19 protein-coding genes, 1 rRNA gene, 1 pseudogene and 2 riboswitches are annotated in these 25,076 nt (G+C 48.0%); of the genes and pseudogenes, 9 read left to right on the forward strand and 12 right to left on the reverse strand.

Annotated elements, in window-relative coordinates; translation table 11 throughout:
• Positions 1-71: ribosomal RNA gene (locus tag KNP85_RS13265) — 16S ribosomal RNA — on the reverse strand; the annotation flags it as partial.
• 346 nt (positions 72-417) lie between these two features.
• Here KNP85_RS13265 and KNP85_RS13270 point away from each other — a divergent pair.
• Positions 418-1,251: a VanW family protein gene (locus KNP85_RS13270; RefSeq protein ID WP_029596119.1), complete on the forward strand. Its 834-nt coding sequence runs from the start codon at positions 418-420 to the stop codon at positions 1,249-1,251.
• A 20-nt stretch (positions 1,252-1,271) separates the two neighbouring features.
• Here KNP85_RS13270 and KNP85_RS13275 read toward each other — a convergent pair whose 3' ends face one another.
• The 6 genes from KNP85_RS13275 to KNP85_RS13300 form a co-directional block, all read right to left on the reverse strand.
• Positions 1,272-2,633: an NCS2 family permease gene (locus tag KNP85_RS13275; protein ID WP_251128759.1), complete on the reverse strand. Its 1,362-nt coding sequence runs from the start codon at positions 2,631-2,633 to the stop codon at positions 1,272-1,274.
• 88 nt (positions 2,634-2,721) lie between these two features.
• A riboswitch (purine riboswitch) is annotated at positions 2,722-2,823 on the reverse strand.
• 137 nt (positions 2,824-2,960) lie between these two features.
• Positions 2,961-4,484, reverse strand: a complete 1,524-nt coding sequence (gene guaA, locus KNP85_RS13280) for a glutamine-hydrolyzing GMP synthase (RefSeq protein WP_251128761.1) — start codon at positions 4,482-4,484, stop codon at positions 2,961-2,963.
• A 111-nt stretch (positions 4,485-4,595) separates the two neighbouring features.
• A riboswitch (purine riboswitch) is annotated at positions 4,596-4,696 on the reverse strand.
• A 39-nt stretch (positions 4,697-4,735) separates the two neighbouring features.
• The gene (locus KNP85_RS13285; RefSeq protein WP_029596122.1) at positions 4,736-6,832 is read right to left on the reverse strand and encodes a transglutaminase domain-containing protein; all 2,097 of its coding nucleotides are present in this window, start codon (positions 6,830-6,832) and stop codon (positions 4,736-4,738) included.
• The gene (locus KNP85_RS13290; protein WP_021065164.1) at positions 6,829-7,896 is read right to left on the reverse strand and encodes a DUF58 domain-containing protein; all 1,068 of its coding nucleotides are present in this window, start codon (positions 7,894-7,896) and stop codon (positions 6,829-6,831) included. Before KNP85_RS13290 ends, KNP85_RS13285 begins: the two co-directional genes overlap by 4 nt.
• A complete protein-coding gene (locus KNP85_RS13295) occupies positions 7,893-8,846 on the reverse strand; it encodes an AAA family ATPase (RefSeq protein ID WP_021065165.1) in 954 nt (317 codons plus the stop codon). The genes KNP85_RS13290 and KNP85_RS13295 overlap by 4 nt, the downstream gene beginning before the upstream one ends.
• Before the next feature lie 172 nt (positions 8,847-9,018).
• Positions 9,019-9,624: a flavin reductase family protein gene (locus KNP85_RS13300; RefSeq protein WP_214803418.1), complete on the reverse strand. Its 606-nt coding sequence runs from the start codon at positions 9,622-9,624 to the stop codon at positions 9,019-9,021.
• Between the two features lie 261 nt (positions 9,625-9,885).
• On the opposite strand from KNP85_RS13300, the gene KNP85_RS13305 reads away from it, so the two are divergent.
• From KNP85_RS13305 to KNP85_RS13320, 4 genes are all read left to right on the forward strand, one after another.
• Positions 9,886-11,724, forward strand: a complete 1,839-nt coding sequence (locus KNP85_RS13305) for an ATP-binding protein (protein WP_241764612.1) — start codon at positions 9,886-9,888, stop codon at positions 11,722-11,724.
• A 248-nt stretch (positions 11,725-11,972) separates the two neighbouring features.
• Entirely contained in the window at positions 11,973-13,514 is a 1,542-nt protein-coding gene (gene istA, locus KNP85_RS13310) for an IS21 family transposase (protein ID WP_131473021.1), read from the forward strand.
• Positions 13,511-14,269, forward strand: coding sequence for an IS21-like element helper ATPase IstB (gene istB, locus KNP85_RS13315; protein WP_214756978.1), 759 nt, complete (start codon positions 13,511-13,513; stop codon positions 14,267-14,269). The genes istA and istB overlap by 4 nt, the downstream gene beginning before the upstream one ends.
• 137 nt (positions 14,270-14,406) lie before the next feature.
• Complete coding sequence (locus tag KNP85_RS13320; protein ID WP_125318027.1) at positions 14,407-14,724, forward strand: hypothetical protein; 318 nt, start codon at positions 14,407-14,409, stop codon at positions 14,722-14,724.
• A gap of 61 nt (positions 14,725-14,785) precedes the next feature.
• Here the strand turns inward: KNP85_RS13320 and KNP85_RS13325 are convergent, their stop codons facing one another.
• A complete protein-coding gene (locus tag KNP85_RS13325) occupies positions 14,786-16,048 on the reverse strand; it encodes a helix-turn-helix domain-containing protein (RefSeq protein ID WP_214803421.1) in 1,263 nt (420 codons plus the stop codon).
• A 264-nt stretch (positions 16,049-16,312) separates the two neighbouring features.
• Here KNP85_RS13325 and KNP85_RS13330 point away from each other — a divergent pair, with 264 nt between their 5' ends.
• The 3 genes from KNP85_RS13330 to KNP85_RS13340 all read left to right on the forward strand — a co-directional run bounded on the left by KNP85_RS13330 (position 16,313) and on the right by KNP85_RS13340 (position 18,834).
• The gene (locus KNP85_RS13330; protein ID WP_214803424.1) at positions 16,313-16,990 is read left to right on the forward strand and encodes a hypothetical protein; all 678 of its coding nucleotides are present in this window, start codon (positions 16,313-16,315) and stop codon (positions 16,988-16,990) included.
• A gap of 67 nt (positions 16,991-17,057) precedes the next feature.
• Positions 17,058-17,309: a hypothetical protein gene (locus tag KNP85_RS13335; RefSeq protein WP_214803427.1), complete on the forward strand. Its 252-nt coding sequence runs from the start codon at positions 17,058-17,060 to the stop codon at positions 17,307-17,309.
• A 196-nt stretch (positions 17,310-17,505) separates the two neighbouring features.
• Positions 17,506-18,834 carry an N-acetylmuramoyl-L-alanine amidase family protein gene (locus KNP85_RS13340; RefSeq protein ID WP_214803430.1) on the forward strand — a complete coding sequence of 443 codons (1,329 nt, stop codon included), beginning with the start codon at positions 17,506-17,508 and terminating at the stop codon, positions 18,832-18,834.
• A gap of 23 nt (positions 18,835-18,857) precedes the next feature.
• Here KNP85_RS13340 and KNP85_RS13345 read toward each other — a convergent pair whose 3' ends face one another.
• Together KNP85_RS13345 and KNP85_RS13350 are read right to left on the reverse strand one after the other, a co-directional pair.
• The gene (locus tag KNP85_RS13345; protein ID WP_214803432.1) at positions 18,858-19,382 is read right to left on the reverse strand and encodes a GNAT family N-acetyltransferase; all 525 of its coding nucleotides are present in this window, start codon (positions 19,380-19,382) and stop codon (positions 18,858-18,860) included.
• Between the two features lie 35 nt (positions 19,383-19,417).
• Positions 19,418-20,260, reverse strand: a complete 843-nt coding sequence (locus KNP85_RS13350; RefSeq protein WP_214803435.1) for a CPBP family intramembrane glutamic endopeptidase — start codon at positions 20,258-20,260, stop codon at positions 19,418-19,420.
• A gap of 161 nt (positions 20,261-20,421) precedes the next feature.
• Between KNP85_RS13350 and KNP85_RS13355 the strand changes: the two genes are divergently transcribed.
• Entirely contained in the window at positions 20,422-22,779 is a 2,358-nt protein-coding gene (locus KNP85_RS13355) for a bifunctional diguanylate cyclase/phosphodiesterase (RefSeq protein ID WP_251136299.1), read from the forward strand.
• A 69-nt stretch (positions 22,780-22,848) separates the two neighbouring features.
• Here KNP85_RS13355 and KNP85_RS13360 read toward each other — a convergent pair whose 3' ends face one another.
• Together KNP85_RS13360 and KNP85_RS13365 are read right to left on the reverse strand one after the other, a co-directional pair.
• Complete coding sequence (locus KNP85_RS13360) at positions 22,849-23,730, reverse strand: helix-turn-helix transcriptional regulator (RefSeq protein WP_214803437.1); 882 nt, start codon at positions 23,728-23,730, stop codon at positions 22,849-22,851.
• Positions 23,731-23,861: 131 nt separating this feature from the next.
• Positions 23,862-25,007: pseudogene (locus tag KNP85_RS13365) on the reverse strand (IS3 family transposase).
• Between the last annotated feature and the right edge of the window lie 69 nt (positions 25,008-25,076).

The raw sequence follows: 25,076 nt of genomic DNA on the forward strand, positions 1-25,076 counted from the left end.
CTGCGCTCGACTTGCATGTATTAGGCACGCCGCCAGCGTTCGTCCTGAGCCAGGATCAAACTCTCCAAAGAATTTGATATAGCTCTTTAAAAATGACGAAGCTTGCGCTTCATTCAAAAATTGTAAATCGTTTTTGCCTCATCGTTCAGTTTTCAAAGTTCGTCTGTCGCTCTTGGCGACTAAATGATAATAACATTTATCATTATTGTGTGTCAACCAGTTTGTTTACTAAGTTGTAAGCAGCGCTGGCAACAGAGATAACTATAGCATCCCTTTCTATCACATGGCAAGCATTATTCTAAAAAAACTTTAAAAGATTTTTCTCGTCCCCTTACTCGCATCTATTGTATTGGAGAAGGGAATTTTTCCCTGTCGACGAATACTCATCAATACCAACTTATAAGAAGGTGACACTTGATGCTCCAACTGCAGCCAAAGAAACGATCGAACCTGCGCATCTGGGCAGGAACACAGTATTACATATTAAAACGCCGAACACAATGGATGACGGATAAGAAGCGGTACACTTCTAAACGAGATACTGCACCACTGCCCCACCTCATCTATGAGCACCGCACCCCACTCTACCGAAAATTACGAGATATCGATCTCAAAATGCAACAGAATAAAGTCATTAATCTTAATATCGCCATTAAACAGTTAAATGGCATCATCGTTTCTCCAAATGAAGTGCTCTCATATTGGAAAGCCATCGGGCGACCTACAAAACGAAAGGGCTATGTGGACGGAATGATTTTGCATTACGGAAAGGTCACGACTGGAACCGGGGGCGGATTGTGTCAATTATCCAACTTGATTTATTGGATCACGCTCCATAGCCCACTCACAGTGACCGAGCGTTACCGCCACAGTTATGATGTCTTCCCTGATTCACGAAGGGACCAACCTTTTGGGAGTGGCGCCACATGTTCCTACAACTATTTAGACCTTCAAATCACCAATCGGACGGCACAGACGTTTCAACTCCTTCTATATATAGAGGGGGATTATCTCGTAGGGCAATGGCGGTCCAATATCCCACCAACCGTTCAATATGAGATATATGAAGAAAACCACCACTTCACGAATGAATGGTGGGGTGGAACAGTTCGGCATAACCAAATATTTAGAAGCGTCTTCTCCCAAGATGGCACATTCATCCGAAATGAGTTCATCACAGAAAACCATGCTTTAACCATGTACGACCCCTTCTTACCTGAAAACACTGCATACAAAAAAGCCGACTCATAAATCGAGTCGGCTTCATTTCATTACGCGTGCGGCAAGAATATAAAGTAAGCCAAGAAGATCACTAACATGCCGTACATGATTGGATGAATCTCTTTCGTCTTCCCTTTCGCGATCATCATGAGCGGATACAAGATGAATCCGAGCCCAATCCCCGTCGCAATCGACGAAGTGAGGGGCATCATCAGAATCGTCATGAATGAAGGAATCGCGATTTCTAGCTTTCTCCAGTCGATATCGAGTAAAGCCGAAGCCATGAGTACTCCTACGATAATCAATGCAGGGGCTGTGACCGCCGATGTGACGACTGCCAAGAGTGGCGAGAAGAAGAGCGCCAATCCGAAGAACAAACCTGCGAATACAGCCGTCAAGCCCGAACGACCACCGGCCGCTACACCAGCCGACGATTCTACATATGACGTCGCAGTCGATGTCCCAAAGATTGCACCTGCCACTGTTGCTGTTGAGTCAGCCATGAGCGCTTTACTCGCACGTGGCACTTTGTTGTCTTTCATGATTCCTGCTTGACGAGCTACCGCTACGAGCGTACCCGCTGTATCAAAGAAATCAATGAAGAAGAACGTCAAGATGACGACTAGCATTTGGACCGTGAAGACTTCTGAGAAATTGATGAACGCTTGTCCGAACGTCGATGACATGCTCGGTGGTGCCGAGATGATGTCTGAAATGGCAGTCGGTGTCGGTACAAGATTGAAGATCATCCCGACAATTGCCGTGAGAAGCATCCCAATGAAGATACCACCTTTTACATTTCGAACCATTAACAATGCTGTCACTACAAGACCGAACACTGAAAGGAGTGTCGTCCCTGTTCCGAGTGAACCGAGACCGACGAGCGTCGCTTCGTTGGCGACGACGATACCTGCATTTTTCAAACCGATAAAGGCGATAAAGAAACCAATCCCTGCCGCGACCGCCATTTTGAGTGGTCCCGGAATTGCGTTGACGACTGTCTCACGAATACCTGACAGTGTTAAAACGATAAAGAACAAACCAGAAACGAGAACCCCTGATAGTGCCGTTTGCCATGGAATACCCATGCCGAGAACTACACTGTACGCGAAGAAGGCGTTAAGCCCCATACCCGGAGCGATCGCAATCGGATAGTTGGCGAACAAGCCCATCATGACAGAACCGACGAGGGCGACAAGACCGGTTGCCACGAAAACAGCGCCCATGTCCATTCCTGCTGCGCCTAACACGTTCGGGTTAACGAACAAGATGTAAGCCATCGCTAGGAACGTAGTGAACCCTGCGACCAATTCCGTTTTGACGTTCGTTCCAAGTTCGTTCAATTGGAAGTAACGTTCAATCCGGTTTCCTGATGGTTGGTGATTTGGTTCTTGCTTGAGCTGTGTGCTCATTGATTTTCCTCCTTGGCTCGCCGTAAAACGAGAAAAGGTCCCCGATTGATAACCGGAGACCCCACGCGAAACATATAGGGACATACGTCCCCCATCTATGTCTCGCCGTAGTGAAATCATTTAAGGTGATTTCGTAGAGACTCTCGGGCCATATTCCCGATATTATACGGCAAAATAATTTTTAATTGTTCGGATATGATAAGAACGTTTTTATCTTAACAACGACGAAATCGTATGTCAACACAAATAACGGATTTTAATCTTTTATTACGCTTTAATGTTCGGATTTTCCAAATAAAAACAGAGGGGATTATTCCCCTCTGGTGGTTATTCCCACTCGATCGTTGCTGGTGGCTTCGATGTGATGTCGTACAGGACACGGTTGACGTGACTGACTTCATTGACGATACGAACCGAGATTTTCTCGAGTACATCCCATGGAATGCGGGCCCAATCTGAAGTCATTCCATCAATCGAGGTGACGGCACGTACGCCGACCGCATAGTCATACGTCCGCTCGTCGCCCATGACACCAACTGAACGAATTGGTGTAAGGACCGTGAAATATTGCCAAATATCACGTTCGAGACCGGCTTTCTTCACTTCTTCGCGCAGAATCGCATCTGACTCACGCACGATTTCAAGTTTCTCTTCTGTGATTTCACCGAGAACACGAATGCCAAGACCTGGTCCCGGGAACGGTTGGCGCCAAACGATATAGTCCGGTAACCCGAGTTCAGTCCCGAGTTCACGCACTTCGTCTTTAAAGAGCGTGTTAAGTGGCTCAATCAACGTGAAGTTCATGTCTTCCGGTAGTCCACCAACGTTATGGTGCGACTTGATTGTTTGTGCCGTGTCCGTTCCACTCTCGATGATATCGGTATAAAGCGTACCTTGGGCAAGGAAGTCCATATCCACAAGTTTAGACGCTTCTTCGTCAAACACGTAAATGAACTCATTGCCGATGATTTTTCGTTTTTGTTCCGGATCTGAAACGCCGGCAAGTTTCGCCATGAAACGCTCCTGCGCGTCAATCTTGATGACTTTCATATTGAAACCGTCCGCGAACGTCTTCATGACGCTGTCCGCTTCATTTTTACGAAGCAAACCATGGTCGACGAACATACATGTCAATTGGTCGCCGATGGCACGATGAACGAGCGCTGCGACAACCGATGAGTCGACGCCACCTGACAACGCGCAAAGAACTTGCTTGTCACCGACAATCTCGCGAATCTTCTCGACTTCGATATCGATGAAGTTCTCCATCGACCACTCACCTTTGGCACCACACACTTCATAGATGAAGTTTTTCAAGATGTCGTTGCCGTACTCAGAGTGACGGACTTCCGGGTGATACTGGACGCCGTACATTTTGAGTTCATCGTTCTTGATTGAAGCGACCGGACATGACGGGTTCGTCCCATCGACGATAAATCCTGGCGGTGCTTCCATGACGAGGTCGCCGTGGCTCATCCAAACCGTATGTTCCACCGGGAGACCTTTGTAGAGCGCCGACGCTTCCGGTGTCGAGAAGAGCGTCGCTTTTCCGTATTCGCGATGTGCCGCTCGTTCGACACGTCCACCGAAGTGATGCGTCATGAGTTGCATGCCGTAGCAGATTCCGAAAATCGGAATGCCAAGTTCGAAAATTTCCGGGTCACAGCGATATGCGCCTTCCGCGTACACACTGTTCGGTCCACCCGAGAAAATAATCCCGGCCGGAGCCAATTCACGAATCTCAGCAGCGGTCATCTTGTGGGAATGAAGCTCACTATATACGCCAAGGTCACGTACACGACGTGTGATCAACTGGTTGTACTGGCCTCCAAAGTCGAGCACCAAAATCATCTCTTGTTCTATTTTCACAAAACCTCCACCTTTCTGCCTTCTTCTCAAAAAAAGAGCGAGCTTCTCCCACGGATTCACTAAACCGAAGAAGAAGCACGCCCTTTTCTGTGTATACGAAACGTGCTCCTTCATAGTCGGTCCATTTACGGTGGTCCGGTAGAGACTCTCGCGCCAATTCGCGAGTATATACGAAGGATTGCTGTTCAATTATCTAACTAATGCGTCTATCTTACTGTATGCATCCGCCTACTTCAACTCATAATTCGACGAATCATGATTTTCCAATATTCTTTATATTTTGAATTCGGCGTTTTTTCGGCATAGATACTTTGTTCAAACAAACGGGTCAATCTCGTCATTTCCGTCGATTCATAATAAGCATCGACCTCTGCGGCGAGTTCGGACGGCGTGCGCCCGTCGACTTTGAAACCTGCTCCGCGGAGTCGTTTCACTAGATATCGATGCATGGCGACAAGTCGATTTTCATTCAATGGACGCCGTGTCCACCAAAGCATCATGACGAGGCGTTCAATCGATTTTCGGTTCCATACGAGAACGGCGACCGTAAAGACAATCACAATCCAACCCCACACCGGCATATTCCAGTTCTCCGTTGCCGCCTCTCCCGACGTCACATCATCGAGTGCCAAATCTTCTTGCGGACGATTCGTCGGCTCGTCGTCTTGCGACGCTTGTGGATCATTGGCCGCTGGATCGTCTGCATTCGCTTCGTCCTCCGTCTCGACTTGAAGCAAGTTGGCGTCCGAGAAACTGATGGTCGCCTCGAGCGGGACCCAGCCTGCGCCTTCCACGAAATATTCTACCCATGAGTGAGCGTGACGGTTCCGGACCGTGTATTCTTCTTCCCCTTGGATAATCCCGCGAGCATCACCCATCGTGAAACCTTTGACCCAACGCGTCGGCACTCCGCTCGCCCGGAGAAGGACGGCAGCCGAGGTCGAGAAGTTGTCACAGTACCCGATTAACGTATCGAACAAAAATTGATCGACGTAATCCGTATCACCTTCCGGGACGGCTACATCTTCCGTATTGTATTGGAAATCTCCAGATTGGAAGTAGGCTTGGACTGCTTGGGCTTGGTCGTAAGGTGTCTCACTGTCGCCCGTGATATCGGCCGACAAGTCGCGGACCCGATCCGGAAGTGAATCCGGCAATTGTAAGTACGCCTGCCGCTCTTCTTCCGTCAACGTCGTCACCGGCTCATTCAACGCCAGTTGCTCTTCTGTGAAGGAAGGGACACTGTAGCGAAGTTGAATCGTCTGAGGCGTCGTTTGCCCGTCATTGTCGAACACGATTTTCCCGGACGGTCGGATGTGAATCGTCTCGTTCGGAAACGGTTCTTCGATATTCCCGACTCGGAATTCGGTGCCATTGTCCGTCTCCGTCGCCTGTGGGTATTCTCCACCATACGGGACGAACGTTTGGCGCCGGTCAAATCGGAGCAACGCCTGTTCCGGTGTCGTATCGACAGCTTGGTCGACGAGTTGTCCGCGGTTATATTCGGAATCGAGGACCGGGGACTCGACCCAGCCTTTCCCCGTATAAATCTCTTTTGACTCGATGCGCCAATAGCGCGCCGGCACACCACGGGCGATGAAGACGATGCCGTCATCTTGCTCAAACGGTCCGCCGAGTTGTTCATCGTTCACCCCATAGCCGACTCGACCGCTGCCTGAACCTTCATCGTTCCCAGCATTTTGGAAACTCGTCGTCAACCGATCGGACCAATCCCCTTCAATTGTCGGCGACACGCTCGCGAGCGCCAACACGACCGAAGCGAGGAGCGCGATACTGACATAGCGGACGAGCGATTTGCTCGGTCGTTTCGCCAGGTCGGTGACGAAGAGCAATAAGAGCGATGCTAAAATTGCGAGTAAAATCTTCCCTTCCCCGTCATAAAGCGTCCACGTGTCAAAGTAAGCCATCAGTCCGAGCGTCGAAACGATCATCCCGAGAACGAAGCCATAGCTCGGATACGTGCGTCCGACCAGGATGGCGAACAGTACCCCGATGAGTGCCATCGCCGAGAAGAAAATCGCCTCTTCCGGCAAAGCCCCGCTCAGTACCCCGCTCAAATCCTCTAACCATAGACCGAACCAATCCAGGATACTCCCGTGGTACACGTACAAGACGATAAAGAAATTGAAGACGACCACACCAATGAAACCATACCAAGGCAACAAGCTTGCAAACATCGGAACGAGAAGCAGGAACAAGAACGGCCAATTGACATCAAATGTCGTACTGCCCACAATCGGCTCGACCCAAAATGACAACAAGTAGGCGGCAAGCGCCGTATAGACGATTCGTTTCAACCATGTCGTCATGTCGTCACCTCGTTCGCCGTGTACAAATGATAGCTGCCTTGTGTCTCATTCATGATCTCACGCACCCATTTCGTCTCGAGTGGGCTAATCAAAATCAAGTTCCCCACTTCTTGCGGCAGGTTGCGCTTCACTCGTTCGACAAGGCGCCCTTCCGGCTCCGGTGTCGCTGTCAGCAAGTAATGGCCGACCTCTGCGCTTTGGTCCGGCAAATGGAACAGACGGACCTGCTCTTCGATGACATACAGTTCGAACGGCAGATTTTTCCGCTCGAGTTGTCGGATTGCACCGACGAGAAGCGACAATGAACGTTCGAACGCTTCTTCATGCCCAGCCGTTGTCGATGGGACAAAGACAAGCGACAGTTTCTTCTCCTGCTCTTGGTCGAACGTTTTCGTCATTAAGTTTCCGCGTCGAGCCGAGGCTTTCCAATCGATTCGACCGATGCGGTCCCCGGCCGCATACTCACGGACACCACTCGTCGTATTGGCAACCTCGGTATATGTGCGCGTGCGGCGATACTGTTCGCCTCGCCCACCGACTTGCTCGTCACGCGGTAAGTCGAACGGAAGTTCAGCAGGTGAGACTTCAACGACCGTCTCGAGTCGCAACGTCCGTTTGCGGTCGAACAGTCCGAACACGTCTCGCACGTGAAGGACGGTCCGATCGAACACGTGGATGCCGCGTCGAATCTGTTCGATTTCGTAATGGACCGTCTCTGTCCGTCGAAAGAAACGATCGACCGTGGTAATGATGACATCAGTGGATGTCGCGAGTCGCGGCGGCGGTGTCTCTTCTAACGTGACGACCCCGACAAGAAACGGGTATTTCCGCTCCACTTGCAGTTCCACGTCCATCGTTTGGCCCGAGACGAGTCGTTTCGTCGTCACACGGCGCGACACGTTCGCGGCTGTGACCGGATAAATCATGAAAATCGTCCAATAGGCGGCCAGGACGAAAAATGACCACCAGAGCGTCGACGCGACGATACTCCCTTCAATCCGGGCGAATGCGTAAAGTCCGAATGCCGCCGCCCACACAAGGAACAGCTTCATCCAATTTTTCATACTTCTTTGACCTCACGATCCATCGGGACCGGAAGTGTGTCGAGCCAACCTTTGACGAGCTGTTCGGCCGTCTTCCCTTTATAGCGCGCTTCTGCCGTCAGTAAGATGCGATGACCGAGCACACTACCGGCGAGCGCCTTCACGTCATCCGGTAGCACGAAGTCACGGTTGTGGATATACGCCCACGCCTGTGCCGCCTTCATCAAAGCGAGTGTCGCCCGTGGACTGCCCCCGAGATACGTGTTCGGGTCGTTGCGCGACTCGTGAATCAAGCGGACGATATACTGTTTGACGGCACTCGAAACGTGTACATCGCGCACTTCGCGTTGCATCTGTTCGACTTCATGTTTCGTAATGACACTCTGTAACGCCTCAAGCGGTTCTGCTTTCTCAAACCGCGTCAGCAGTGCAATCTCTTCATTGAAAGATGGATAGCCCATCTCGATTTTAAGGAGGAATCGATCCAATTGAGCTTCCGGGAGCGGATACGTCCCTTCATGTTCAATCGGGTTTTGCGTCGCCATGACGAAGAACGGGGACGGTAAAATTTTGACTTCACCGTCGACCGTCACGCTGCGCTCCGCCATCGCCTCGAGCAAGGCCGATTGGGTTTTAGGAGAGGTCCGGTTGATTTCATCGGCCAAGACGATATTACCCATCAATGGACCCGGCCGATATTCGAACTCTTTCGTTTTTTGATTGTACATCGAGATTCCGGTCAAATCAGATGGCAACATGTCCGGTGTGAATTGGACACGTTTGAAATCCAAATCAATGGCTCGACTGAACGTCCGGACGAGCATCGTTTTCCCGACGCCCGGGACATCTTCTAATAACACGTGCCCTCCGGCAAGTAAAGCAGTCAAACTCTTTGCGATGACATCTTCTTTTCCGACGATCACCGTCTCAATGGCATTGATGATCGATTGAATGGCTGGACGATATGACATAGCCGACTCCCCTTTTTTCTCTGATCGCTGACGCGTTAGAAATTAGAATGTTCTGACTTTATTGTGACACATTCGAGCGCTCGTGTGAAAGAAAACCATTATGCCAATGGGCTCTCCATTCTTTACCCGAAAAAAGGTGCCTTGTCTCCGATTCGAGCAGGCACCATGGCATTTATTTCGGTCGTTCGATTTCGAACGTTTCGCCGAGCGTGGCATAGAAGTTTCCAGCGAGTCGACTTACCGGTGCCAATCGTTCGGCGTCGATACGTCCGGCTTCATAAAGCGCCGGGTCAATATGGAAGCGCACGACTCGCGCGATCAATAAGTCAGCCGTCACTTTCCCGTCATGCTCAATCGGAACGTGATGGTGCAGTTTACATTCCATTCGGATTTTGGCTTCTTTCACGCCTGGCGTCTCGATGATATCACTTGGTGCGGTCGTGAACGTCGTCCGATCGAGCTCACTCTCCGCTGGCCCTAAATTGGCCGCGGTCTCGTTGACGAGAGCCACGTTCGTCTCATCGACGATATGGATGACGAGTTCTTCTGTCGCGACCGCATTACGGGCTGTGTCTTTCATGACACCGTTCTTACGTTGAACCGATACCGATAGCAGCGGCGGCTCGGACGCAACGATGTTAAAGTAACTAAACGGCGCAGCATTGATTGTGTCGCCGTTTCGAGTCGTCACGAAAGCGATTGGCCGCGGAACGATACTCCCGATTATAAATTTGTACGTGTCTCGCTCGGTTAACGCTGAAGGTTCAATCGATAGCATAAGAGCACCTCTTCCATAGTCATGTCTTCTCTTTCAAGCTATCCTGTTCCCTTCGCATGTGTCAATCGGAAGCACATTTGAATGTGTAAGATGCTGAAATCCGGGGTATATCCGTCTAGATATGATATTTAAACAGAGAATGCTTGATGGCACATTGTTTGAGCAATTCGGTGTTCATCTAATTTTTCTTTTTGTATATTTCCGTTATACGACAATGGAATTGGAGTTGGTTTTTAGTTAAGGAAGGAAGTAGAGTGTATTATGGGCAAGTGGATTGAACAATTGAACAGTCGTCAAATTCTCGGCATCCTTTATGGTGTTTGTATCACCAGCCTCGTTTTAACAGCAATCGGTGCTTGGTTCGTTCGGGACGATACCGTCTCACCGACCGAACTTCTGACGTTGCGTTGGATCTGGATGACCGGGCTAGTCATGTTTATCACTGCTATTTTATTAATTGGACGTCCTTTGATTACACGAATGGTCAGTCAAAACGAAAATATGCGCGCGAAGCAAACAGAGATGCAGTCCGTGCTCGAGGCGTCGAAACAAAACGAGACCAAACTGCAGTATCGTAACGAATTGATTGAAGTACTCGCTTCGAAGGAATCGTTACTCGACTATTCGGCTGTCATCGAAAAAATCGTCTGGTTGACCGAGGCCGAGTTCGGGGCCGTATTGCTCGTCAAAGACGATGAAATCACGTCCGTCGTACCGAAAGGGATGACCACTGAACAACAAGAAGATTTGAAAGTACAGTCGCTCTTACTCAAACGCGTTATGATTTCAAGAACGCTAGAGGCGAGTTCAAAAAAAGTGGCCGACCAGCTTCACGGCTACCCGTACTATATCCATGAGACCGTCATCCCGGTAAAAGATCCATCAGACGGAACGATGATCGGTTGTTTATATTTGGCCTGTTACGATAAGCCGTTCGATGCGAGTGAAACATCAGAGTTGAACGCGTTCGCGAACCAGTTGGCCATTTCGCTCTTACGGACGCGGCTTTATCGCCAGATGCAACAGGATCGTAAAGAGACGGCACAATTAATCAACTCGGTCCGTGAAGCGATTCTTTATTTCAACTATGAAGAAGACACGATTGTCGGCAACCGCGCCTTTATCCGCATGTTCGATGAACTTCAATTCGAATACGCCGGTTATGAGGAACTGACAACGTTATCGATTGATATCGAACCGTTTGCCGAACGTGTCGATCAACAAGACCTTTTCATCAGTTATATCGAACGTGTCTTCGACCAAGAGCCGCCGGAAGACGGTTTATCGATTTCATTGGATCAAGGCGATTGCTTCCTCCAAGTCTATGCAGAGAGTATTTACCGAGACGGGAAGATTCACGGCACGATGCTCGTCTTGCGCGATGTGACGGCCGAAACTGAAATTGACCGAATGAAATCAGAGCTTGTCTCGACGGTATCTCACGAATTGAGAACGCCGCTGTCATCGATCTATGGATTCACAGAGTTGATGCTCGAGCGTGATTTGAAGGCAACCCGCCGCGAATTGTACTTGAAGACGATTCACGATGAGGCGAAACGTCTCTCGTACTTGGTCAACGACTTCCTCGACCTTCAAAAGATGGAGGCCGGAAAACAGACGTTCGAGTGGGAGACGGTCGATTTGCTCGAGCTCGCCCGCGACAGTATCAGCTTTTATCAAGAGACGACCGATTCGCATCATCTACACCTTGATGCCGATGTCGGACAAGACTTTAAAATCGAGGCCGACTTGGAAGGGATGCGACAGTTGCTCGGTAACTTGCTCAGTAACGCCATCAAGTATTCCCCAGAAGGCGGCAACGTGCTCGTCTCGTTGGAACGACTCGAAGGACAAGTCGTCATGAAAGTCCGCGACAACGGGATGGGTATCCCTTCTTCCGCCTTGCCGAACTTGTTCGGCAAATTTTACCGGGTCGATAACTCAGACCGTCGTAAAATCGGAGGGACAGGACTCGGTCTCGCCATCTGTAAAGAAATCGCGAAAGCGCACGACGGACATTTACACGTTGAATCGATTTACGGGGAAGGTAGCACATTTATTTGTGAATTGCCGACATCGAAAGAAGCGATTCATCAATGAACACGACCGGAGTCGTTCCGGTCGTGTTTTTTACGCCTTAGCTTCTATTTTTAGCAGGAATGTTTTGGGATAATCTAGAAAAAGAGTAACATCGAGAAACGAAGGCAACATCGATTGTGAACGCTAAAATAAAATTGACAGTTTTTGCTCGATACGATTTTACACTATTGCCGAAAAATCAGAACAGAACTCCGATAGAGTAGTTGAGGCTATTTTATCTGGAGGGAATGGATTTGGAGGAAAAGTTAGTGCTACACATCAAGATTCATCAAATGTATCAGCAAAACATGAAAGTGGCTCAAATCGCCACAGCACTGAAGGTATCGAGACCGACGGTATATAAGTACCTGAAGATGACATATGAAGATGCCCTACATGAATTTGACGAGAAAGCCTGCTCACGAAAGAAGAAGCTCGATGCCTACCGAGACTGGATCATTGCATGGTTGGAGGAGTATCCGCATTTGAGCAGCGCACAAGTACATGACTGGTTACTTGAAAGATATCCCGGCCTGTCGGTCGGATCGAGCACGGTCAGGACATACGTGAAGGAAATCCGAGAAATCTATCAGATTGAAAAGAAAAGGATTGTCCGCCATTACGAGGCTATCCCAGAACAACCAATGGGCAAGCAAATACAGGTAGACTGGGGTGAGACCAGACAACGGACTAAAGATGGAAAAATGATAAAGCTTTATTTCATTGCGTTCGTACTTGCGCACTCTCGGATGAAGTATGTCGAATGGAGAGAACGACCGTTCACCACCAAGGACACTATTCACTGCCACGAAAATGCATTCCAATTCTATGGTGGGCGTCCTTCTGAAATCGTCTATGACCAGGATCACCTCATCGCAATCAACGAGAACGCAGGTGACGTCCTATTGACCAATGAGTTTCAAGCCTACGTGAACGAACGAAAGTTTAGAATCCACTTATGTCGTCGGGCTGACCCGGAGTCAAAGGGTATGATCGAGAACGTCGTGAAGTACATCAAACGGAACTTCGCGGACAGCCGAGTGTACCGGCATATCGAGGATTGGAACGACCGTTCCATGAGATGGTTGGAGAGGACAGGAAATCATAACGTCCATCAGACAACGAAAAAAAGACCAGCTGAAGTGTTCTCCGTCGAAAAACAACACTTACAACCGGTCTTATCGCTACTCTCTTTCGAAAGTATCCGTACCGAAAGTATAGCAAGGAACGTCAGCAAGGACAACACAATCCGTTATCGCTCAAACCGTTACACCGTCCCAATCGGGACCTACTCATCGGTCAAGAAGAAAGTGGTGTTCCTCGAAGTGACCGAACAGGAACGGTTATTGATTCGCGAATCTCCCGAGGGAGAAGTGATTGCAGACCACCGGGTCAGCAAAGAGAGCGGAAAACTGATTCAAAGCCGTGACCACCTTCGGGATCGTTCCAAAGGAATCGAAGAACTGAAGCAACAGGTCCTCACCTATTTCGAGGACAGAGAGGCGGCGTCCGATTATCTGGGTGAGCTCTCAAAGCGTTACCCGAGATACCGACGTGACCAGTTCAACATCATCAGGGACGTCGCGATCATGTATCCCAATCACTTAACGAACGCACTGGAAAAGTGTTCGCAAGAGAGTCTGTTCAGCGCCAACGATTTCCGAGACGTGGTCCACTATCTTGCGATCCTCGCGGACGATGGGTGTGATCCAAAACCCGATACCGAACGTCCGAAGAAATCCGGGATACAGGTCGCAACGAGGTCACTCCAAGCCTACACCGACATCCTGAAAGGGGTGGCGACAAAATGAGTCAAAGCGTTTCCGAGTTACAACAGGACTTTCGGCAGCTTCGTCTCGCCGAGACGGCTGACGCCCTCCCACAGATTTTGAGAGAGGCCGAAATGGCCTCCTGGACGTATATCGAATTTCTAAGTGCCATCACGAACCATGAACGCGCCAAACGAGACGCTAAAAGTTTGGAGAGACGAATGAAGTGGGCCCGATTCCCGTTCATCAAATCCCTCTCGGAGTTCAATTTGGAGGAACAGACCGCACTAACCGCCCGACAGCTGAAGCAGTTGAAACAGCTCAACTGGCTCGAACAACAGTACAACCTGATCCTCTTGGGCCCTCCGGGCGTCGGAAAGACGTTTTTGGCCGTGGGACTCGGAATCGAGGCGGTCAACCACGGGTTCAAGGTATACTTCGTCACGATGGGCGAACTCGTCCAACTATTAAAAAGTGAAGAGTTCTCAAGCAAGTCGAAGATCCAGTTAAAAAGGTTGCGAGATTCGGACCTGGTCATCATCGATGACCTGATGTATATGGCCATGGACCAACGAGAAGCCAATCTCTTCTTCCATCTCGTCAACCACCTTTATGAGCGCAGCTCGATCATCCTGACCTCGAACAAAAGCCCCGAACAATGGGGCGAATTGATCGGGGACCAGGGCATCACGACTGCGATACTGGACCGCTTACTCCATCGCGTCGAAATCATACATAGTGATGACGACAGTCATCGGATGAGAAACCGGAAATCATTGTTTTCGGCAGAAGTGTAAAAGGCAAACGAGCAAAAAGTGTCAAAATCAACTTGACGTCTACAATCGATTTACCCTTCCCATTTTTCTCGCAGGTTAAGTCTAGAAAAAGAGCTATACTAGTAAGGAAGAGACAGACAAGATTGGAGGTCATGAAGTTGGATCACCGCGACCCACCGTTTTCAGAACTAGGCGACTTTAAACAATGGGGACGTTTTGATATAAACGTGCCACTTCAAGGCGGGCAAGCCGAACTGCAAGCTGCCGTATCGATTGTTAGACATCATATTCCTTTGCGGTTGGGTGGGTTTTATATCATCGCGAGTGAAGATGGGATTTTGCGAAGCGGCTCTCACGATGCCAATTTGCAAAAACATATCATTCACCTGCTCCAACAAGTTCAAACGGGCCATGTGGAAGACGAAGCATTGATGAACGAACCGATTTGGACGATTCATTATTTCACCACTCCATAAACGACAAGAGACGATTCGGGCGTCTCTTTTTTTGTGCAAAAAAAGAACGCCTGAGGAGGCGTTAATCAATGTGAGACATGATATCAATGACTTTTTCATAGTACTCAGTGGCCAATTTATATTTCCCATTACTTCGAAGTTCTCTAGCTAACCATAAAGAGTATTTTTGCATATACACATAATCATTATTCATCTCAAAATAGTGAACTGCGTCTTTCAGTGATTTAATCAACTCAAGCTTGTCTGGGACTTGATAACAGTTTTTATAAATTTCAAAATGATGATCGAATTCTTCTAATCCCGTTCGATCACCTTTAATCTCGTATCCTTTGGCCAACCAATTTAAGATTTCTTCTGTGTTGTTGTAGTTTGTATATCCTTCAATCAACGACACGACACTATACAATTTACTTTTCACTTCTACTTTGTAATCGAAACTCTGCATAAAATATTCAAGTGCCCGCTCTTGATCGCCTAGTGAAGAATAAATCTCACCCATGTTATTGTAGAGCATTCCATAATAGTTATTTAGACTTGTCGCACTTATTACTTTGACCGCTCTATGGTAATGAGCCAAAGCTTCCGTAAAGCGTCTTCGACGTTTAAAGGCTAGTCCAATGATAATATGACATTCAACGATTCTTTCTAAGAAAAAATGTTCCTGGAAATAATCGAGCGCGAATTTTACATTCTCGATTGCTTGTAGATAATCTGTGAATTTGTAATACAATCCACCCATGATATACCTCATATCCGCCATTTCCCACGTAGGTAAATTTGAATGGGGAAGTTGTTCGTTCAGATCTTCAAGTAACTCTAAGGATTTTTCTTTCTCATTTTGGTTAATCAGTCTAATACATTTTATCAAAGTATATCTTAGTTTATCTTCTCGATTTAACTGTTCTTCAATCCAACCAATCTCAGTGAAGTATTTCCCCTCACCATCGGGCATGATTTCAAACCTAGCCAACGCTATTAACAATGTTATATATAACTCTTTTGATTGATTGACCACAGGATTAGTTAAATATTTGTTGATTTCAATTCGCTTATCTTGATCTTTCCTTGTTAAAATAGCATCTTTCAAAATCTCTTCAATTTCGCTCTTTACTTTCTCGACTTGTTCGCTGAAATCATAGTACAGAGGCACTTCAATTTCAAGCCTCTTAAAAATCATCTCTAGTACTTCTTCACTAGGAGATGTTTGGTTATTTTCAATTTTACTCAAGTAAGATATTGAACAAATCCCTCTAGCTAAGACAGACTGCTTCATATTCCTACGCATTCTCTCAATTTTTATAAGGTTTCCGTAGTTGTATTCCATCCCAAGAAATAGCCCCTTCGCCCTAATTATTAGCGTTTTTTAAAATAAATATAGTCTGGAAACGTGCATATCAGGAAACTTTTAACCTAAAAACGATATTTTTGATGTTTTTCTGCTATGATTTTCCCAACCTATAGCAGTTCGTTAGACTGTTTAATCATGATAAAATTTAACTAGTAAATATAAAACTTTATATTTTTATAGGTAAAATGATTCACTTTAAAACCAGTTGTAGGATTTATATTTCGGAGGTGAATACATCAGATGGGAAAACTAAGTTTTTTACTGGCTGAAGATTATATTAAACCTAAAATCTATTTCCAATCTAAACAAGCCCCGGTATTCAATACATCCTATTCGTATACCGATCACAATCAATTTGAGGGACTAGAACATTTGACCCAATTGTTGCGTTCTCCAAAAGGATTTATCGTAAACGCTTTTCAAATCGATTATTATCAAACTTTGCCACAACTAATTACAAGAACTCTTAAAGAAAATCGGTCATATAAAAAACTATACATTCTTGGACCTGAACTGTCTCTCTCTATTCTAAAGCGCAGTTCAAAAACCGTCTATGAGAAACACTTCCAAGAATATGGATATATCAATATCGAACGAGATTTTCAAGCAGTTCTTCGCCAATGTTTAGCCTTATTGCAGGAAGGACATATCTTGTATATTCTTCCGGAAGCATCAATTTGCTGGCGACCAGAATCTTTTCACTCGTTAGAGAATCTACTCACTCCATTATGTAGCACATTGCTTAGTCAAGAAGCACACGTTCCAATCTTATCTTCTTCTACTAGAGAAGGTTTGGACAAAGTTGTGCTACATGAACCAAACCTACCACAACAATATGTAGGAGATTTGGAATCACGTGTTTACCAACAGTCAGAATCGGTATATAATTTACTAGAATCTCCAGTTTCTGACTACTAACCACTGTCATAACATACTAGGGATCGCTGCTTTATTCACAATAATTTATTCAACGGAGGGATTCACGATGAAAAAGATTACAGGGCTATTATTCATCGCTGCTGCAGTTTTATTACTTGGTAGCTCAATCAAACCAATGGGCGAAGATTTACCACGCTTGACGAAATTTAATGCACCAATTCAAACCTTTGGTGAGGACCTCCCACGTTTGACGAAATTTGAACCAATTATCAAACCATTAGGCGAAGACCTTCCGCGTTTGACAAAAATCGAACCAACAATCAAACCATTAGGCGAAGATTTACCACGCCTTACGTGATTATTAAAAGAGACGCCCTCGTGCGTCTCTTTTTTTATTTCCGAAACTCTGGAAATAAACTTATTGAAAAAAAGTCAAACAATTTACATATTAACCTCCATTTTTTTCTTGTTTCCTTATATAATAACGGAGACATGATGACGATTTCATTTCACAGCTACTTCACCTATCTTATGAATAAAGGAGCGGATCTCGATTGAACCAAACGAAATCATCTTGGAACTTGAAACTGTTGCTTAGCTCTTCCCTCGTCATTGGTGGCATGGCCATCGCCCCATTCGACTTGACGCCGAACGGTTTCGAATCGAGCCGAGTCGAAGCTGCCTCTACATACACGACGACAGCGAACTTGAACCTTCGTTTAAGTGCCGCCACATGGAGTCCTGTCCTTTTAACGATTCCAAATGGGGCGACCGTCAAATATGTTAGCAAGTACGGCTCTTGGTACAAGGTCAGCTACGGTGGAAAGACCGGCTACGTCGCTTCGCAATACGTGAAAGTTTCGACTCCCTCGACGATGACGCCGAGCTCAGCCTCGTACTACAAAACGACGGTCAATTTAAACTTGCGATTGACGGCAGCCTCGTGGAGCTCGGTCTTGACGACGATCCCGAACGGCGCCACCGTCAAGTATGTCAGTCGTTATGGCTCTTGGTATAAAGTCAGTTACAACGGAAAGACGGGCTATGTCGCTTCGCAATACTTAACAGCCACCGGAGCCCCGACTACGACGACTTCTACCACGTCCTACCAAACGACGGTCAACTTGAACATGCGCTTGACGGCAGCCTCGTGGAGCACGGTGTTGCTGACTATCCCAAACGGTGCGACCGTCAAGTACATCAGCAAGTACGGCTCTTGGTATAAGGTGAGTTACGGCGGCAAGACGGGTTACGTCGCTTCACAGTATTTGAAGCCGGCCACGACGACGACACCAACAACATCAACCGGTTCAGGTCGGACAATCGTGATCGATGCTGGACACGGCGGGAATGACCCAGGGGCTGTGTACGGATCAGTGTACGAAAAAGTCATCGCTTTCGATATCGCCGCACGTCTCGCGAGTACGCTCTCGAATACATATGGCTATAACGCACGGATGACGCGCTCGAACGACGTGTACTTGTCGCTCGCACAACGCGTCGAATTGACAAAATCGTATAAAGGTAGCGCCTTCGTCAGCATTCATAACAACTCGTCGACGAATACGTCTTACCACGGTCACGAAGTCCTCATCCCGACCGGTGAAAGTTATACGACGAACCCATACATCTCGGCTAGCCGTAGTTTAGGGGCAGCCATCAACCGTGAACTCGGTGTCCGAATCCCAACGATTCGTAACCGTGGTGTGAAATATCAAAACGTTTATGTCGTCGGCAAGAACAGCGTCCCATCGACCCTTGTCGAATATGGTTTCATCAGCAACTCGAACGACCGCTCGCACTTGACGAGCACCACATACCGGCAACGGATGGCAGATGCCACCGCTTCTGGGATTCATCAATTTATGAGCACTTATAAATAAGCAAGAGACCTGATCGCATGCGATCAGGTCTCTTTTTCATTGGCGGGACAACGCCAAATTTTATGATGCGCCCCCGGACCCCAATAGTGCTCAATCGTCACGAGCGGCGGGCCGAGCCGCTTCTCCCAATAGGCTTGTGACGTTGGAAAGCCGGCATCTAAATAAAATGCCGTTTGTTGATTCGCCACGAGTTGCCGTCTCATATTGTCTATCAAGAAACGACCGATACCTTGGCGTTGGGCACCAGGTGCGACGTACATGCATCCGATTTCAGGAACGTTCGGCTCGATGTCGACGTGTGCGGTAATGATGTCATTCGGAGGCAAAATCGCGGCCGTCCCTACGATGACGTCGTCTTGGAGCACCACGAAAATTTGAACGGTCTCGTCCTCGAAACTGTCTTGAACGGTCGTATTCAACCGTTCGACTTCCTCATCCAACAAGTCGGCATCTTCAAACTGTTCTCGGCGAATCAAATCACTCAGACTCTCCATAAACAGCCGTTGGAGCGGCTTTACATCTTCACGTTCGAGCGGGCGAAAGTTCAATCTCTCCACTTCCCTCTGTTCCTGAATGATACGTGCTAGTCTTTACCCGCGTCCGCTTCTGGCGTAACGTTCGGTTGATGCGACCCTTCCACCGCCTCGAGCTGCTCGAGATGATCGTAACCGAGATGTCCATGCGTTCTCCAGATGAGGACGATTGCAGTCGTGACGAGCAATAACGTCAAATGGAGAAAGCCGATCGGAAACATGCCCGGCTTCATTAGTGGAATGAGTGCGAACGAGACATTGAACATCGTATGGAGCAAGAAAACGGACCATAAATTCATCGTCGTAACATTGTAGAGCCAAGATATGATGAACGTGAAAGCGAGAATCGCCATGGCGTATGCCCAAAACGGGATGAGCGATTGCCCGGTCCCCTCCATCAAAAAGAGTGGTGTATGCCAGACGGTCCAAATGCCCCCTACGAACAAACTCGCTTTGATCGGGGTCGTCTTCAATTGACACGCGTTGAGCAAATAACCGCGCCATCCGTACTCTTCTTGCATCGTGCCGCCAAGGAACAGCATGTAGAAGAACGTCGGCACGACGAGCCACGGACGCTCAAACAGCAACGCCCCTTCCGCATCGGACCACCAATAGGCAATCAGGAAAACGGAGGGAAGGAACAACAGGCCGAACGCATAGTATCTGCCTGCCATCCGCCACTCGAATCCCCGCTTCCATAACGTCGTGACACCTTCCCAACCGTTCTCCCGAAACGCCATGTAACTCCCGGCAAGACTTGGACCGAACGCTCCGATCAGCACAATCGCTTGAATCGGTAACTCGGTCCCAATAAATAGTCCCCACCACGCCAACCATGAGAACCCGAACGCGATGAGGAGAAATAAGATGATTTCTTTCTTTGTCGGTATCATTCGTCTCCCCTCCTTCTATCCGTAGTTTACCCGCTTTCCGAACGACTTCCCTATTTCATGCAAAAAATATTTTTATTATATGAAGCAAAATGATAGATGGACTTTTGAATTCCAAGGTATAATTGAAATTACAAAAAAATTACATTCATAGTGAGGTATATATGGAACCAGTCGTTGAACACTCGATGAGTCACAATGGGTTTCTCGTGATTCTGTCTTATCTGATTGCCGCCGTTTCTGCTTACGCCGCCATCGAACTGGCCCGACGTGTCAATTCAGCGAACCGTTCCACCCAAAATGTCTGGATCATCGCTGGTGGCGCGACACTCGGTCTCGGCATTTGGTCGATGCATTTCATCGCCATGCTGGCCCATGAGGTATTGCGACCGATCACGTATTCGGTCCCGCTCGTCCTATTGTCCGTCGTCATCGCCATGGCCGGTTGTATGTTCGGCTTCTTGATTGTCTCGCGTCGCACGACTCGACCAGCCCTAATCGGTGCCGGACTAGTCATGGGAGGGAGTATCGCCAGCATGCATTATGTCGGAATGGCCGCGCTCCAAGGCATCACGACTTCCTACAATCCATGGTTGGCGACACTCTCGATTTTGATTGCGCTAGGTGCCTCGCTCGTTGCTTTGTGGATCGGCTTCTTTTCGAAGTATACCGAGAAAAAAATGCACATCGAATTGAAAGTGTTCTTCTCCCTCTTGATGGGTGTCGCCATCTTCGGCATGCATTTCGTCGGTATGATGGCGGCAACTTTCACGTTCGTCGAGACAGACAGACCGTTCGCCAATGCGATTGAGCCTTCGTTGCTCGCATGGCTCGTGAGCGCGATCACGATTCTCTTGTTTGCCATCTTCTTTTTATCACTCACGATTGACCGTCATCTTCGAAAACGGGATTTTATCCAAGCAACGATTCTTGACTCCACGACGGATGCGGTCGTCACGACGACGAAAGACGGAATGATTCAATACGCGAACACAGCGTTCTATCGCTTGTTCGACCGAGTGGAGAAGGATGCATTCTTCCAAGACTATCATCCGTCGCTCACCATCAATCAACCGTTTCATGAAACGAGACGCGTCAATTTCGACGACAGGACGATTGAAGTGACGAGCTATCCGCTTAAAGGGGAAACGATGGACCAGGTACTTTGGTTCATGCGCGACGTCTCAGAAACGATCGCCTCACAGCGCCTCGTCGAACATATGGCGTATCACGATACGCTCACTGATTTACCGAACCGGCACAAGTTGGAACAAATTTTGGCTGAGCATATCCGAATCGAAGATCCGGTCGCTTGCCTCTACATCGACATCGATCGTTGGCGCTTCTTGAGCGATATGCTCGGTCATCACGGCTCGGACGAACTGACGATGCAGATTGCCGAGCGCCTGCAACATACGATTCATCCGGATGACATTTTGACACGCGTCGGTTCATCCGAGTTTATCATCTTGCTGTTCGACAAACGCAGCACGCTCGCCAAACAGAAAGCCGAAAAGTGTATCAAGGCAATCTCGCAACCGTTCAATATCGATGGCACGACTGTCGATTTGACGCTCAGCGCTGGAATTAGTCATTATCCAAACGATACGAAGTCGGCTGAAGAGCTCGTCCAGTACGCGCGTCTTGCCGTCCACGAGTCGAAACGGACTGGTAAGAATCAAATTAAAGAATTCGAAGACGAGTCGAAGCATCAAATTCTTCGTACCGTCGAAATCGAAAAAGCGCTCGCGCAGGCGCTCGACCGAAACGAGTTTTCACTCGTGTACCAGCCGAAAGTGTCACTTACGCAAAATCGTCTCGAAGGAGTCGAGGCGCTCCTCCGTTGGAATAATCGGGAACTCGGTTCTGTGTCACCGGACGACTTCATTCCGATTGCAGAGAACACCGGACTCATCCATCCAATTGGCAACTGGGTCATGCGTGAGTCGTGCCGGGCCTGGGTCCGTTGGAAGAAATCCGGCGTGAAACCGTTCACGCTTTCGGTCAACGTCTCGCCGCTCCAGTTCGCGCGTGAGGATTTCGTCGAGTCGCTCCAGGCCATCTTGGATGAGACCGGGATGGACCCGATGTTCCTCGAGCTCGAGGTGACGGAGTCGTCGATGCTATCATATGAAGAATCGACGCAAGAGAAACTCACCCAGCTCCATCAGTTCGGGATTTTAATCTCACTCGACGATTTCGGGACGGGCTACTCGTCGTTCCGTCAATTGCGTGAGCTACCGGTCCAAGTGTTGAAAATCGACCGGTCGTTCATCGTCAACTTGTTCACCGACCGGAACCAGGAAGCCATCGTTCGCTCAATGATTCAACTCGGCCATAACTTGGGCATGAAAGTGCTCATGGAAGGTGTCGAAACATCGGATCAGCTCGAATGGTTACTGAACGAACAGTGTGATTACGTCCAAGGTTATTACTTCAGTCGCCCGCTTCGTGAGAAAGACGTCGTGAAGCACGTGAAGTCGATTACGACATATATTGAGTTCGGGAAGACCCGGGCTTAACACTAAAAAGAGGTGACTCTAACCCGATGTGGATTAGAGTCACCTCTTTTATTGATGCTGAGTGATTGTTTAAATACCAATCTCATCCTCAAACGATAAATTAATTGGTTCATCCTGATGGGTTGCCGCTGTCTCGAGATTCGTAATCGGAATACGAATATCCACCTCGCTAAAATCTAACTGATCTATCCACACCTTACCCTCACCTGATAAAAGCACTCCGAATGAAATCACTTCACTACCTGCTGGTACATCTAGAACGATTGAATAGCGATTCCAATCTGTTGTCCCTTTAATTGGTCGATTGCTCATATTGTCAAACTGAATTACATCTCCATTTTTATGATCCACACGCATCCACAATCCAGTAAATACCTTAACTTCTTCAGTTTTTATAAATCCAGATAGCCGAAGTCTTTTATCAATATACCGATCAGCTTTGAATTGTTGCATCATCGTTCCAAAGCTTTCGTTCGTTACGAGCGAAGTCGCTTTTAAATAACCCGACGCTCTTCCTTGATGAACAATCTCCCTATCGACACCAATTTTATAATGTTGTGCGTCCATACCGCTTAAAAACCACCCTTTGACTGACCCAACCATTTTCCCATCTCCTTGTCGTAGTAATGTCCTCATACTCACCCGATAACGTCCTGGGGGAAGACCATACCGGATTTTAAACGCTCGTGTAAACGACTCTTGTGATTCAAAATTATGTTGTAAAGCGATGTCTAAAATCCGCTCATCTGTATGAATCAGCAGACTCGCAGCATTTGCAAGACGGCGCATTTTTATATACTCACTCATTGTCATGCCAACATGAGCTTGAAAAATGCGGTGAAAATGAAATTTCGAGAACCCACTGTGTAGGAGAAGGTCCTCCTCAGTAATGACTTCATATAAATTAGCTTCGATATGTCGAATCGTCCGTCTTATAGCCTCGTCATACATTTGTGCGCCCCCTTTCATGTTCACTTTACCAAACGGACGTTTTTCCGTTTTGATTTATTTTGCTAAAAAAGGCCTCTCCTGTTTATGAACTGCTCCCCGTCAAGTAGACAGGGCAAATAATGAAAACCAAATTAGGCGGCTTGGGCCCTGTATTCGACAGGGCTCAAGCCGTTTAGTCGTTTCTGGAAACGATCATGGTTGTAGAACAATATGTAGGTCTCGATGGCTGATGTGAGTTCGCTGTAGGCCTGGAACTCACGCAGGTAGTACATCTCGACTTTCAGGGTACCCCAAAAACCCTCGATTGGGGCGTTGTCGAGACAACGTCCGACCCGGGACATGCTGTGGGTCAGCCCCGCGTCTTCTACCATGCGTTTGAACCCTCTGGAGGTACATTGGAATCCTCGGTCGCTATGGATCATCGGAATCGCTCCTGAACGGAGCCCCGCGATGGCTGGGATCATCGTCTGGAAGACGAGCGCGTTGTTGTTGGATTTCCCGATGCGATAGGCGACGATCGAGCCGTCATAGAGGTCGATGATTGCGCTCAGATAGGCCTTCCTTCCGGCGCCATATTTGAACTCGGTGACGTCGGTGCACCACTTCTCGTCCGGTCGGGACGCGCTGAATTCTCGGCTCATCAGGTTCTCGGCCCGCAGGCGCTCGTTCTCCCGCTCGATCTGTTGGATGCGACGTTCGAGCTTCTCCTCGTTGGTCAGTTCCTCTTCTTGCTTCGTCCGTCCGCGCCGGTCCTCGAGCCCGTGCACGCCGTCGGCGTCATATTTTTTCGTCCAACCATAGACCTGTTGGTACGACACGGCGAATTTCTCGGCCGTCCGTTGATAGTTCCGTCCATTGTCCAGACAATACCTGACGATCTCCATGCGTTCCTCGAATGTTGTCTTTCTCCCTTTTGCCATAGCTCGATCCATCCCTTTTCTCGAATCTGTTAATACGCTATGACCAGTATACTTCTTAATCTACTTGTGAAGAACAGACCAGTTACTGATTTGATGTTTGGAGAGGGTTTCCAGTTTAGTGAGACCACCGAGATAGTCACGGACGGCCGCGATCTTCTGTTCCTTGGTGTACGGTCTCCATGTCTTCGATTCCTTCAACGCATCGATTCCATCGGTCTCGAATTTCACTTTCCACAACTGAAGGGTATCTCTAGAGACATCATGGGCCTCCATGATTTCCTTCCACGTATATATCTCTTCCTTCATCATCTGTAGTGCACTCAGCTTTTGTTCAATCGAATGCCGACTTCTCGCCATAAAAACACTCCCCAATAGAATAAACAGATTTGTTATTTCATCTGTCTACCTATTGGGGAGCATATCATT

Origin of the sequence: Exiguobacterium sp. s194, assembly GCF_018618275.1 — a bacterium.
In the GTDB taxonomy this organism is placed as follows: domain Bacteria; phylum Bacillota; class Bacilli; order Exiguobacteriales; family Exiguobacteriaceae; genus Exiguobacterium; species Exiguobacterium chiriqhucha.